Raw genomic sequence first — 14,634 nt, forward strand, 5'->3', positions numbered from 1 at the left:
GGTCAAAGGTGAAGAGTTAAGACCACCGGAGTTAGGAATTAATATTTCCCTTTGTCCCCTTGTCCCCCCCTACCCTTCGGGAACACATAAAGGTGAACGGGTTCACCACTTCTCTCAACGGTCGTGTTCCTCCGCACGAAAGTGGGTTCACCATCTCCCCATCCCTTATCTCTTTACTTCTTCCACTTGGGGAATTTCTACAACTAAACTATATTTTCCTTTCATCTGTTGATTGATAAAATCTTCTAAAAGTCCTACCTGCTTGGATGTCAGAGCTTCTTTACTACGAACGGTTAAGCGAATTTCGGGAGGATTGGTCAACCAATTAGTTTCAGTTTTCTCTAATTTTACTTCTCGAAAGGTCAGAGTTTTGCTGAGAAATGCTTTTTTGATATTGGCTTCTAAACGAGTTTGTTGAACTAACGATAGAAAACTCAAACTCAGGGGAATTACTAGTAGACCTGTAAGCGCGAATACCAAACCTAAAGCTTTACGTGCTTGATGGGCTGGGGTATAGCCTTTGATAGAAAAACTGACCATACATGATAAAGTAATTCCCAATAAGTTGGTCAGATAAAGTAAAGTTGCACCCAAACTGAGATCCCAATCACCCTGAGCTAAACCCAATCCAATTACGCATAGGGGAGGCATCAAAGCCACTGATATTGCCGTACCAGCTAAACTACTTTCAATTTTGGGCTGTACTTTCGCGTAGCCGCTGATACCTCCAGCAACGATCGCAATGGCTAAATCTAATAAATTGGGTTGCGAACGAGCGTATATTTCACTACCGTAGCTAGAAATACCCGATAGTAAGCCAATTATCCAAGCTAAAAAAATAGCGATCGCACTTCCTACAGCCACTGCATGGAAAGCGATGCGGAATAACTTCAAATCTCCTTCCAAAGCACCAAACGCCAACCCGCGTATAGGTAGCATCAAAGGTGCAATAATCATCGCTCCGATAATCACGGCAGCACTATTACTCAGCAAACCAAAAGCGGCGATCGCACAGGAAGCAAAAATTAAAATTAGATAGTTAGAATTAATAGTTGATTCAAGCTGTAAATTGTCTTGTAATTCCTTTAACACAAACGGGTGGACTTTGTTGCTAACCAAAACAGACAGCAGATGATTAATTTTTTTGTGCATATATTTTGCCTAACAACCGCCTAAAATAAATTGTTGCAACCTTAAACTTTTGGGATATTCTCGTAAATTACGAAATTTCCAGCCAAACATAAACATCGGGGTGCAACAATTGTTAAAAAAATCTACAATTAAGGCTATGGCAATTGAAACTGCGGTGAGTGAAACCGCCGGTATCGAACAAAATCTCAAGCAATTTCTCTTAGTACTGTCCGTATCTCTAAGCGTCGCGACGTTACCGCAAGTTTTTAGCTGGTTTCGTCAAATACCTTACACTTTATTACTAGTAATCGCCGGTTTGGGTTTGGCGTTCATTGATGTAAGGTTAGTAAATCTTTCCCCTGCATTAATCCTGGCGATTTTCCTGCCTCCTTTATTATTTGAAGCGGCATGGAATTTAAAGTGGTCGAATTTAAAACGAGATTTTTTTCCTATAACTCTTTACGCTGTAGTAGGAGTGCTAATTTCCATTATTGGTGTAGCGCTGGGCTTAAATCAAGTTGCTGGATTACCTTTAAGCACAGCTTTACTAATTGGTGCAAGTCTTTCTGCTACCGATCCGGTTTCCGTAACTGCTTTATTTCGCGAATTAGGAGTTGACAAGCGTCTCACAACTTTAATGGAAGGGGAAAGTTTGTTCAATGACGGGATGGCTGTTGTCGCTTTTGGTTTTTTGGTAGCACTTCCATTGGGAACCGCGAAATTAGGAGTACAAGAAGTTGTCTTAGAGTTAATTAGCGTTATCGGTATCGGTCTTGCAGTTGGTGGTTTAATTGGTTTTGGAATTTCCTACCTAACTCAAAGATTCGATTTACCGTTAGTAGAACAATCTTTAACCTTAGTTTCAGCTTACGGAACCTACATCATTGCCGAAGAATTTGGCGGGTCTGGTGTAATTGGAGTTGTAACCTGTGGTTTAATTTTAGGTAATTTTGGTTCCCGAATCGGCATGAACCCGCGCACCAGGGTCATTGTCAGCGAGTTCTGGGAGTTTGTCGCTTTCTTCGTCAATTCAATCGTTTTCTTATTAATCGGCGACCAAATAAGATTTTCCAACCTTGCAGACAACCTGGGAATTATCGGCATCACAATTGCGGGGATGGTGGTATCGAGATTAGTTTCCGTCTACGGTTTGGGTTTCTTTAGCAATCGCGTAGTTAATTCCGGCATTAGTTTAGCAGAACAAACGATACTTTGGTGGGGAGGTTTGCGGGGTTCGGTTTCTATTGCTCTAGCGTTGAGCGTTCCGACTATTTTAGGTAAGGAAAGAGAAGACATTATTTCTACGGTCTTTGGGGTAGTTTTATTTACTTTATTAGTACAAGGATTAACCACAAAACCTTTATTACAACGACTGAATCTTCTCGGCGATCAACCTTTGCGTCAAGAATATATGCAATTAGTAGCGCGTGAAAATGCACTGCAACGAGTTCTAAAATACTTAGATGAAGTAGATGATGAACGTCCCGGACTTGATTTAGAATTTTGTCGTTACCAAGAAGCATTAATAAAAGGAGAACTGAGTAATATATCAGAAAAAATTGGTAAATTACAGATTGAGCATCCCAGCTTACGAGCATTTGCTAGCGAACAATTACGGAATGAACTATTAGCAGTAGAAGCCGATACCTATGCCGAATTCGTGCGGAATGGTCGATTAAATCAAGAATTATCGCCTTTGTTGCAAGATGTTTTGGAAGATAATTAAATCAGGTTAAAGGTCAAAGGTTAGTTGAACTGGTTCCTAGCCTCCGGCTGGGAACCTTGTGTGAGAGGCTCTGCCTCATGTAAAATCTGGAGGCAGAGCCTCTTGAAATGCATTACAAGGTAGAACCTTGTAACGAGATAATGAGAAAAGCTCTTTTAGTTATCTGCAAATCAAGTTATTGTAGATTGCGTATCACCACACCCAGCATCTACTATCCAACTTCCTGACAATGCCAGAATTCATCGGACAACTCCCCAAACGCGAACCCGCTTGGAATGCTATATCTTCAGTGCAAAGCTTCCGACGCTACACCCAAGGAATACATTTTGATTGCGGTAATAATTCTCGTTTGACTCTAAGCATCCTTGCACCTAATTTAATTCGAGTCCGCTTTTCTCCCAATGGGGAGTTGACACCGAGACGGAGTTGGGCTGTAAATTTACCGGATGCAGAATGGAATAATGTCAATTTCGATATTCAAGAAACTGACGAACAAATAATTATCGAAACCGATAAAATCAAAGTTTGCGTGCAGCGCGATCCTTGTAAAGTAATGTGTTTTGATCAAGCTGGTAATCCTTTCGCTCACGATACAGATTTGGGGATTGGTTTTCGTAAGGGTGAAATTTCTAGTTGGAAGGAAATTACCGCAGAAGAAAGATTTTACGGTTTTGGAGAGCGATCGCAATTATTGAATCAACGGGGTAAGTGTTTAACTAATTGGACGACGGATTGTTTGGATTACACGATGCTGACGGATGAGATGTACCAAGCAATCCCGTTTTTTATGTCTTTGCGTCCAAATCTTGGTTACGGTTTGTTTTTCAATACAACTTTTTGGAGTCAGTTTGATGTCGGTGCGACGCAATTAAATACTCTACAATTAAAAACTCAAGATAGCGAACTCGATTACTATATTATTTACGGCCCCGAACCTGCAAAAATTCTCGAAACCTATACTCAGCTTACCGGAAGAATGCCGTTACCACCGCGTTGGGCTTTGGGTTATCATCAATGTCGGTGGAGTTATGATTCGGAAACGGAAGTACGAGAATTAGTCAAACAGTTGCGCGATCGCCGTATTCCCTGTGATGTGATTCACTTAGATATCGATTATATGCAGGGTTTTCGAGTATTTACTTGGAATAAACAGCGGTTCCCCAATCCTAAGAAGTTAATAGAAGAGTTATCGCAACAAGGAATCAAAGTAGTCAATATTATCGATCCGGGAGTAAAATTCGACCCAGAGGCAGATTACCAAGTCTGCGATCGAGGTTTAGAGCAAGATTATTTCATCCGTAGGGCAGATGGTCAAGTGTTCCACGGTTATGTATGGCCCGATCGAGCGGTTTTTCCGGATTTTATGCGTGCGGATGTGCGGGAATGGTGGGGAAATTTACAGCATAATCTTACGGATGTGGGTGTCGCTGGTATCTGGAATGATATGAACGAACCAGCTTTAAATAATCAGCCTTTCGGGGATTTAGAAGGTGATAAAATTACCTTTCCAATGGATGCATCTTCTGGTGGTGGGGATGATAAAACTACTTGGAGGGAAACCCATAATTTATACGGAATGAATATGGCTCGTGCTTCCTATGAAGGGTTGCAGAAATTGCGTTCTGATAAACGTTCTTTTGTGTTGACTCGTTCCGGTTTTGCAGGGGTGCAGCGTTATTCAGCAGTGTGGACGGGAGATAATCACTCAAAGTGGGAATATCTGGAAATGTCCTTACCTATGCTGTGTAATTTGGGTTTGTCAGGTGTCGCTTTTGTGGGTGCAGATATCGGTGGATTTGCTGGGGATGCGTCGCCAGAATTATTTGCTCGCTGGATGCAATTAGGAATGCTGTATCCCTTGATGCGCGGTCATTCGATGATTGGAACAAAGCGTCACGAACCTTGGGAATTTGGTCAGGAAGTAGAGGATATCTGTCGTAAATATATCGAGCTACGCTACCAATTATTACCTTACTTCTACACTTTATTTTGGCAAGCAGCAACAAAAGGTGAACCTATTTTACGTCCTTTACTTTATCATTACCCTAACGATGTTAAAACCTATGAACTATACGACCAAGTATTAATAGGTTCTTCAATAATGGCTGCACCAATCTATCGACCAGGGGTAGAAAATCGCATGGTTTATTTACCTGAAGGTACCTGGTATGATTGGTGGAGTAGAAAGTCTTATCAAGGTTCGCAACACATCCTCGTTGATGCACCTTTAGAAAAAATGCCTTTATTTATTCGCGCTGGTGCAATTATTCCTTTAGTTCCAGTAATGCAATATGCGGAAGAATTACCTGTAAATGAAATGCGGTTGTTAGTTGCACCGGGTAAAAGAGAATTTACGCTGTATGAAGACGACGGACTCACATTTGCATATCGTGATGGGATGAATTCTACTAGACAATATCGAGTTGATTTAGCAGGGAATCAAGTAGTAGTTGAAGTTGGAGAAAGAAAAGGAAATTGGAATCCTGACGAGCGTAAAGTAATTGTGGAAGTGATAGGAAAGGGAGAGCAGGAATTTATAGATGATGGTAAAGGAAGACAGTTAGTTTATCAATGATCGATAAGACGGTAGGTTGGGTTATATACGAAAACTAATTTGAATTTGTAACGAAAATCTATTTTATCGTGTCGTAACCCAACATCATAATTGTGGATAATATTGCGAGCTACTAGGTTGAGTTAGACACTAAATGTAACGAGAATTTATTTTAATCGTTTCGTAACCCAAGATTATAATTGTGGATGAATAGTAAAATACTAATAAGACAATGTTGGGTTACGGCATAAATATAAATTATTATTAAAAACATATCTTTTCGTGTGCCTAACCCAACCTACAAACTCCCCTCTCCTTCCCAAGGAGAGGGGATGGGGGTGAGGTTCCGCAAAATGTAACGAGAATTTATTTTAATCGTTTCGTAACCCAAAATTTTAATTGTGGATGAATAGTAAAATACTAATAAGACAATGTTGGGTTACGGCACAAATATAAATTATTATTAAAAACATATCTTTTCGTGTGCCTAACCCAACCTACAAACTGAATTTTCAAGCAAGTTTCTCCAAATGTGCTGATATATCGAGTTACTTTTGATAATCAAATCCCCTCCAGAAAGAAAAAAGGAGGGGAATTTTTTGCAACTATTATTTATTGAGTTAGGATGTTTCGCACAAAGCCGTGTCTGTTATCCTAGTAAATTACCAGCGATCCAGCCACGACCTCGGGTAAGCTCATACCAGCCATTGTCAACACGACCAGTAACAGTCAATGGTGTTCCATTTCTGAAGTAATTAACTCTGCCATAAGCAGTACTTGGACCACTGCGGATATTTGCTCCACCAGTAGCACTTATTCTTCTTAGCAGCGAAGTACGAGTACCACCACCAGTACCACCACCGGACGAATTATTACCATCTAGTAAATAACCGGCTATCCAGCCACGACCTCTTGTAAGCTCATACCAGCCATTGTTAACACGACCAGTAACAGTCAATGGTGTTCCATTTCTGAAGTAATTAACTCTGCTATAAGCAGTACTTGGACCACTACGGATATTTGCTCCACCAGCAGCACTTATTCTTCTTAGAAGTGATGTACGAGTACCACCACCAGTACCACCACCACCGTAATTTAAGTAACCGTTAGATACCCAATAACCATTACTGAGTTGTACCCAGCCATTGGAGTAGGTTCCAGTTGTACTAACAGCCTGTCCATTGCTTAAGTCGTAGACTTTTCCATAACTCGTACTTGGTCCTGTACGGACATTCAATCCATTACGAGCATTCACCCTCGCACTAGCTGCGGAAGCAGCACCTGAAGATAAACATATGGTAAATAAAGACAAGCAAAAACCGATAATACTCAACATCTTCATCGGATTTTTCCGACTTTGTTTCGATTTGGGTTGAGTTTGAGAATCTCTTTGCTTTCCAAGACAATTCACGAAAAATGTTAAATTATTCATGGTTCTTTTTACAACCTGGGAATTTGTACTATTTGTAACGTACTACTTATAACTATTATTTTTTCAACAACAAAACAAGGAATGTTAATATATTGTCATATTAATAACTTATATTAATTGATTAGTAATTATTCCTTTTTGCATGAGATAATTGGATTTTTTCTTTGTTATTGCTATAAAACTGACTTTAAAGATTCTTCTCGAACTCTATTTTTAAGGAAGTCTTGCCTAAATTGTGGTGTTAAAAATATGAGTTCAATACAAGTAAATACAACTATACAATAAGCGAACGAAAATGCAAATCATTTGATATTCTTAAGTCATTTTTAATGCCAATCTAATTAGCTGCTACAGATTAGTACTTTCGTTACCAAGTATTTGTATGTGTAACTTTTTACCAAGCATCATTTGTTAAAAATAAAAATAAAAATGCTGTAATTTTACCTATGCATCAGTAAAACCTCTGAGATATGATGTCTGGGATATAAATGGGAACCATTGATGATACACAAGCATCCTTTTACAAAGTCAAAACAAAAAGACGATCAAAAGCGTTGATTTTGAAAAATAATTGGGTGTCATCAAAGATAAGTTTCCGGAAATTAACACAGGTTTTATGAACATTAAGCAACTTTTTGTCTCCGGGATTAGCCATACTATTCTCCTGAGTATCGCATCCACAACAACTTTAAGTATTGCAATTCCTTCCTCTGATGCCCAAACAGCAACTCTTACGGCAAAAAAACCCACTAGCCAAATCAATCTTCGTTTAGCACCCACAACTAAATCTAACGCTCTGAACTATGCAAAATCTGGCGATCGCATTATAATCCGCAATCAAATAAAAGGTACTGATGGCTATATTTGGTACTTTGTCAAATTAGAGCAATCTGGTGTTACGGGTTGGGTAAGAGGAGATTTGATTGCTAAGCAAAACACCCAAAAAAATACTCAAACTAGCAAAACCATCACTGTTTCATCAGATAATTACAGCTTGGACAACAGGGAAGCACTCAAGCAGGAGTCGGTAATTTTACAACAGTCACAAAGTAGTTACACAAGCAATCAACAATCTCAACAAGCTTATCTACCCAAGAGAAAATACACACCTGAAGAAACGAATTACTTTAAGGAAATTGCCCTTGGTGCTGAGTTTACTACAAATCCCAGCCTCATTAGAAAATGGCAGGGAGATCTGAGAATTCAAGTAATTGGTTCTCCAACTTCTGAAGATCTTAAGACTTTGAAAACGGTAACTGATGAAATTAATAATTTGATATCTGGTATCAACCTGAAGATAGTTGACAATAGTCCCAATGTGAAAATTCATTTTGTTCCTGTATCTGAGTTTAAAAAATACGAACCAAATTATCAACCAGGAAATGATGGCTATGCTTGGGTTAACTGGAATCAAAATAATGTAATATACAGTGCTAATATTTTGATCGCAAAAACCGGAGTTAATCAAAAAGAACGCTCTCATCTAATTCGAGAAGAATTAACCCAGTCTTTAGGACTTCTTAGAGATTCTTATAAATATAAAAACAGTATTTTTTATCAACCTTGGACTGATATTAATCAATACTCCCAACTTGACAAAACGCTTATACAAATGCTTTATCAACCAGAAATTCTTCCTGGAATGACTAAATCACAAGTGGCGAACTTTTTAAAGTAAAATAATATTGTAATTAATCGGTGTTGCTAGTTATGACATATCGCCACAGCAACGCCGGAATTATTCACTAATAACTGATTTAATTCCCCTTACCTGTAGCCAGTGGTTCATCAGTACTGGTTTGCAAAACTCTAATCCGATTGTGCAATTGTTCTACAGTTTGCAAGTTAGAACGCTCTAAAGAGTAACCGAACCAAACCACGGTACCACCAAAGACGACGATTAAACTGACTATTATACTTGCCAGCATTTTTACCTGCGATCGCAAATATTTCACTTCACGAGTTTGATCTTCCCATTCTACGAGAGAATCTGTTTTGAGACGTTTGGCTTCGGGAACTAGTCCTGCTTCTACTTCTGCTGCTTGTTTAATTGTAGTTACTGGTTCAAAAGCTACCTGTTTACGTAACCAGTTAGTAATTAATTTAGGACAATTCCTTGTATACCAACGCCATGCAATAACTTTAACTGCTGGTTTGGATAATCTAGCAATTAATTTTAAGCTTCCCTTGAGGGTACGAGAACGAAACTTTTGGTCAATTAAATTAATTGAACCTATATCATAAAGACTATCTATGATAACTTTAATTGAAGCTTCTTCTCTATAGGTTAAATTTTCTAACAAAAGAAGAATATCATGCATTTTTTCTTTTTCTTTTTGCTTCCGTAATGATACTTGTGTCAAGTCGTCGGGTAATTTTATCTGGGTATTCATAGTATTTGAACTGGCAGCAGGTAGCTTTTTTTAGCTGTAACTACAATAATTTTTTCACGAACAAAGCCGAATAAGCAAGTTCAGTTTTTATAAATTAGATATTTATCTCACCAATTTAAATATAAAAAAGTTTTTGTCGAACTTTCAGCCTACTTGTTTTATTTTTAATTTTCAAAGAAAAATTCATCTAAATTAAGTATAAATAACAAAACTATGAAGTAATTATTTTTACTTAATTATTTAATTAATTGTTCGCCGTTCCCTCGGAACTGAGCCAGTAAGATAGTTTAGTTAAAAGCATTTATTTTAAATTTTATTACAGTTTTAATTCTAAAATGATTTTAAATCCGATTAACTTAAAATATTTATAGCCTCTAGGATGATTTACTTTTGTCTTCAGGGATAGATTTTTATAGTTTTTTGATTTGCGAAATATAGCGGTTTTCAGTTGAGTCGAATACATCAAGGAACCTCACCCCCTTCCCCTCTCCTTGTTAAGGAGAGGGGTGTCCAAAGAACCGGATGAGGTTTCTAATAAGCGTGAAAACTGCTATGCCTATCAAGTGATCGCATTACACAGATAAAAACCCATTCGTCTTTTTTTGCTTGCTTTGTGTAAAGTAGTTGCGAAGCAGTTTCTTGTTGCATTCACCAATCCAAATCCCCATCACAATCTTCAATCGGAGTTGTCAACCCCGATTTAATAGATTCTCGCATTCCTGGGATAGATAATAAATAAAGCGTTTCCACAATTGCAGACCAGTCTTTTTCAGCCAGCAGTATCGCATTACCGCGTTGGCAAAGCCTCTCGTTTAAAGAATCGCCTTCAATAATAATCGGTTTACCTCCCTCTGCGGCTTGGTCAATTAACTTTTGTAAATTGTTTTGGGCTTCATGTACCCGAAGGGAAGACATAATCGTTTTTTCGTTTGACTATAACTTTACTGTAGCAAAGCGTAACCCAACCGATGATATTAGAAAAATTATGAAAAACAACATATCATTGATGCGTTTGCGTAGCATCTTCCGTGGAGCATCGCATATTTTTAAACAAATTTACACGAGTATTCTCAGACGATCGCAATGTTTCTGCAAATAAAACAATCGATGGGAGCGTGTCATAAGGCAACTTTCTCGTAGTATCAAGAACACAAGGCGAACTATATCAGTATTAGTCTTTCTTTAGAGTAAAATAAAGTACATTAAGCTCACGAGTTCCTCACATTCCATTTGTATATTAGAAGTGTCGAGCAGAAGAGGCAAACATTCTACGAGAGATTTCATACAAATCTGTCCAGCAATGGAAAATTTTGTTACGTGAATTTCTCGGAATGAGACTACTGTAAATCAAAGGTAAGGTTTACCGAGATTATACAAAATCAGTAGTTTGACATAGAAATTAGTCTGAAATAAGAAAATTGATTCACTAAAAGGAGAAAGTAATTATGGCAACTCACAGAATTGCTTCGGGAAGAACCACCCCAGGTTCAACAAATTGGCAACAATACAATCCTCCAGCAAATTCTGGTGTCTATCTTGATATAGATACCACTGCTGGTAGGTTCTCTGGTACCCCTGTATACATTGCATCGATTGGCGGTAATAGCAGCCACTGGGCAACAATAGGAGCTAGCTCTATTTACTCACCAACTGCTACGGGTTTTCGTGTTTACATTAGATGGGTAAATGGAAATCCTCTTACTCCAGCACAAGCCGATCAATATAAATGGCACATGAATTGGATTGGTATGGAGAGCTAACAATCTCAGAGACTCCGCTCGCAAAGCACTATTAATACTATGTGACTGTTGAATCTACAGTGGGCTTTGCGAGTATAAATTTCCGGCGTTGCTAAATTAAGTAATAAATTATATTTGTTGACATTTTGTAGTAGATGTGGAATCTGTGTAGATATCTCCGCACTGCGGAAGTCTCATATAATGTGAAATTCCCAAATCATCCGCACGATTCAGCAACGCCAAATTTCCTCACAAGGAGACCATATTTATTATTTAACTTCAGCATTCTTGTGTTGATCAAATCGCTCTTGCTTTTCCGGTTGAACTGTAGCAATTACCGCACTCTAACCAATCCCTTTAAAATATCCCCAAAACTCAAAGATGGTGCGTGATGCTATTCTTCTTCTAACCACCAACAAAATAATCGAAGCGTCACACACCCTACAATTATCTCCCCATCTCCCCATCCCCCCATCTCCCCATCTCCCAATTCCCAATCATTCCCAAAAACCCGCTATTATATAGGCGTTAACTATAATTACCAACAGACAAGGGAAGGGAGTTGTGGAACGCTTTAATTCAAAGTTTACTCTGGTTTCGTTCGGCAATATCATGCTTTCAATTTTCATGTCTGTTGGGGTTGTAAGTGCGAATCCGAATTCACCAAATTCACCAAATTCTAATTACATTGTTGCTCAAGCTCCGACTCAGCAGAAGTTGGAACAGTTGGAGAAGCAGCAGGAAACTACGAATCAGTTTATCAATCAAACGGCTTTTCTATTTAATACGCTACTCGTTACGTTAGTTGTATTAATGATTGGGGTCATTATTGCCATATTCTTGTTAAGACGTGCGGTTTTCCGGGAAGTGACGAATTTGGTAACTGCTCGTCTCAAGGAGTTGGGTGATTTAGAAGCAAGAATCGCGATCGCTAATAAAAGGGTTGAGAAACTGATTGACGAAGCGGAAGCTGTTGTCGATGAGTTAAATAATGAAGCTAAAATTTTAAGTGAAGATATTGGTGGTAAGCAAGAAGGTTTATCGCTGCTGGTTGCGGATCTATCTGCGTCGAAGCAACAAGCTTTGTCGGAAATTGAATCGCAAATCCATGTTTTTAAGCAAGCGTTGAGTCAACTGGATGCAGAATTTACTGCTCAACTAACGGAACTTCAGGTAAATGCTCAGCAACAAGGTAATTCGATTGTTCAAAATTTGCAACGGTTGAGTACTGAATTCATCCCGCAGATTGAGGGGTTACAATCGGATGTTTTGCAACAGAAACATCATGTGGTGGAAAATCTCAAACAGTCGCAGGTTGATTTTGTTAGTCAGTTGAAGGAACTTCAATCAGCAGCAGAACAGCAGCGAGATTTGATTTTGGTTTCTTTACAAAGTCTTTCTGCGGAATTCAAACCTAAATTAAATGTACTGCAAACGGATTTACAGCAACATAAGGATTTAGCAGTAGAAAACCTCAAGCAGTCGCAAACCGATTTTACCAACGAGTTACAGCAACTGCAATCGGCAACGCAAGCGCAGCAACAGCAGGTATTACAGAATTTACAGCAGTTAGAATCGAATTTCACTCCGCAACTTACAGCGATTTTGACTCACGTACAATCTCAAAAAGATGCGATGATCGAAAATTTGAAACTTTCTGAGAATCAGTTTGCATCTCATGTTGCTCAGCTACAGGTTGATTTGGAAACCCAAAAAGACGGAACTATCCAAAAGTTTGCGGGAACGGAATCCGATTTTGTGACTCAGTTGTCCCAACTCCAACAAGATGCTCAACTTTATCGCGATGCAATTGTACAGAATTTACGAAAGTTAGAAGCCGATTTTGCACCGCAATTAGATGATATTGAAGCAGAAGCGAGAGAAAAAGCTTTACAGCATAAAGATGTTGCTCTACAAAATTTAGAACAATTACGATCGCAAATCACCACAGAATTACAGCAAGCGCAAAACTTAATTCAACAACAGGTTAATTCAACTCAAAATAATGTAGTTAATCTCGAAACTTCCACAACTGCGGAACTTACAGAATCGCGATCGCAAATTCAACAGCAAAGACAGCAAACCCTACAAAGCTTGTCCCAACTGGAAACAGAATTGCGATCGCAGTTTGCTGTTTTACAATCTGAGGTACAATCTCGCAAGGATTCGGCTTGGGAATCACTACAAAATCTGGAAGCGGAAGTTAATTCCAAAATTTCAACTTCTACCGACGGTGTACAATCTCAGCAAAATCAAACTTTAGAAAGTTTAAGAAAATTAGAAAATACCGCTCGCGAACAGCTAGAATCCTTACAATCGGAAATTACTGCTCGCAAAGATTCTAGTTTGGAAAAGTTGGATAAATTGGAATCTACCTTGAGCGAACAATTACATTTAGTACAATCGGATGCAATAGTTGAGAAGCAGCAAATATTACAGAAGCTATCCGAAATTACACCCACCGAGATTGCCGCTTCTGCGGTTGGGGAAATCTTACAAAAGCTAGAGAAAGTAATTGAACCGATAGAAAAGCTCAAATCAAATCATCCGCAGTTATTTGTTAACGTCGATGAATTTGTTACTCAAGGTAACGAATTATTTGCAGTTGGGAATTACCAAGAAGCGATTGTTGCTTATAATCAAGCTTTAGAAGTACAGCCAGATAACGCTCAACTATGGTATCAAAGAGGTTTAGCGCTGTGGGAATTGAAACAATTTGAAGATGCGATCGCAACATTCGATCGAGTATTGGAAGTTGATCAAAATCATGTTGATAGCTGGTACCATCGTGGTTTAGCGTTGATGGAAATCAAGCGTTATGAAGCTGCAATTACCGCTTTTGGTAAAGTTGTGAAAAAGCAGCCGGATAATGAAAAGCTATGGTTTGTTTTGGGAATGAGTTTAGGAAGAATCAAGCGTTATGAAGACGCAATATCTGGCTTTGATCGAGCATTAAAAATTAAACCAGATTATCATCAAGCTTGGGTAGATCGGGGTGTAATTTTAGGAAAATTGCAGCGTCACGAAGATGCATTTCAATCTTTTGATAAAGCTGTAGAAGTAGAACCAACTGACGGTGTAGCTTGGATGAATCGGGGTTTGGCTTTGGAAATGTTGCAGCGTAACGAAGATGCTGTTGCTTCTTTTGATAAAGCGATTGAATTTAATCCGACTCCTAAAGCTTGGGATAAGCGGGGTTATGTTTTAATTGAATTAGAAAAGGATGAGGAAGCGTTGAGTAGCTTCGATAAAGCTTTGGAATTAGATGAAAACTACGCTAGCGCTTATTACAATAAAGCAATTTGTTACAGCTATCAAGGAAACGTAAATGAAGCTGTGGAAACTCTACAAAAAGCGATTAATTTGCATCCGCAGTACAAGCAAGATGCTGTTAATGACCCGGATTTTGAAGCAATTGCAGAAGATGAGAAGTTTAAGGAATTGGTAATGGGTAATGGGTAATTGGTAATCTAGTATTTCGTAGGTTGGATTAAGCGCACGAAAAATAATGATGCTAAAGAAGAAATTTAGCGGTGTAACCCAACATTTTAAGCTGAGAACGAGGCATTTAAAAAAACCGCAGAGACGCAGAGGACGCTGAGAAAAGATCTAGAGAGGGTAAATTAGCTATTTTTACTTAATTAAGTTAGCGCGGCTTC

General features: G+C 38.6%; 9 protein-coding genes. 5 read left to right on the forward strand and 4 right to left on the reverse strand.

The annotated features are described in order from the left end of the window. Positions 1-165: 165 nt before the first annotated feature. Positions 166-1,152: a TIGR00341 family protein gene (locus VB797_RS00335; RefSeq protein WP_323235619.1), complete on the reverse strand. Its 987-nt coding sequence runs from the start codon at positions 1,150-1,152 to the stop codon at positions 166-168. Between the two features lie 136 nt (positions 1,153-1,288). On the opposite strand from VB797_RS00335, the gene VB797_RS00340 reads away from it, so the two are divergent. Beyond that, a complete protein-coding gene (locus tag VB797_RS00340; protein WP_323235620.1) occupies positions 1,289-2,857 on the forward strand; it encodes a sodium:proton antiporter in 1,569 nt (522 codons plus the stop codon). A 229-nt stretch (positions 2,858-3,086) separates the two neighbouring features. Beyond that, positions 3,087-5,432: a glycoside hydrolase family 31 protein gene (locus VB797_RS00345; RefSeq protein ID WP_323235621.1), complete on the forward strand. Its 2,346-nt coding sequence runs from the start codon at positions 3,087-3,089 to the stop codon at positions 5,430-5,432. 628 nt (positions 5,433-6,060) lie between these two features. Here the strand turns inward: VB797_RS00345 and VB797_RS00350 are convergent. After that, on the reverse strand, positions 6,061-6,843 hold the full coding sequence (locus VB797_RS00350; RefSeq protein ID WP_323235622.1) for an SH3 domain-containing protein: 783 nt from the start codon (positions 6,841-6,843) through the stop codon (positions 6,061-6,063). A 616-nt stretch (positions 6,844-7,459) separates the two neighbouring features. Here VB797_RS00350 and VB797_RS00355 point away from each other — a divergent pair. Then, on the forward strand, positions 7,460-8,521 hold the full coding sequence (locus VB797_RS00355) for a DUF2927 domain-containing protein (RefSeq protein WP_323235623.1): 1,062 nt from the start codon (positions 7,460-7,462) through the stop codon (positions 8,519-8,521). 79 nt (positions 8,522-8,600) lie between these two features. On the opposite strand, the gene VB797_RS00360 is transcribed toward VB797_RS00355, so the two are convergent. Both VB797_RS00360 and VB797_RS00365 read right to left on the reverse strand, forming a co-directional pair. Beyond that, complete coding sequence (locus VB797_RS00360) at positions 8,601-9,236, reverse strand: hypothetical protein (RefSeq protein ID WP_323235624.1); 636 nt, start codon at positions 9,234-9,236, stop codon at positions 8,601-8,603. Positions 9,237-9,884: 648 nt separating this feature from the next. Continuing rightward, the gene (locus VB797_RS00365; protein WP_323235625.1) at positions 9,885-10,151 is read right to left on the reverse strand and encodes a type II toxin-antitoxin system Phd/YefM family antitoxin; all 267 of its coding nucleotides are present in this window, start codon (positions 10,149-10,151) and stop codon (positions 9,885-9,887) included. A gap of 530 nt (positions 10,152-10,681) precedes the next feature. Between VB797_RS00365 and VB797_RS00370 the strand changes: the two genes are divergently transcribed. Then, positions 10,682-10,996, forward strand: a complete 315-nt coding sequence (locus tag VB797_RS00370; protein ID WP_323235627.1) for a hypothetical protein — start codon at positions 10,682-10,684, stop codon at positions 10,994-10,996. 591 nt (positions 10,997-11,587) lie between these two features. Next, positions 11,588-14,437: a tetratricopeptide repeat protein gene (locus VB797_RS00375; protein ID WP_323235628.1), complete on the forward strand. Its 2,850-nt coding sequence runs from the start codon at positions 11,588-11,590 to the stop codon at positions 14,435-14,437. The last annotated feature ends 197 nt before the right edge of the window (positions 14,438-14,634 follow it).

The sequence above is a fragment of the Rivularia sp. UHCC 0363 genome (assembly GCF_034931125.1).
GTDB lineage: Bacteria > Cyanobacteriota > Cyanobacteriia > Cyanobacteriales > Nostocaceae > Rivularia.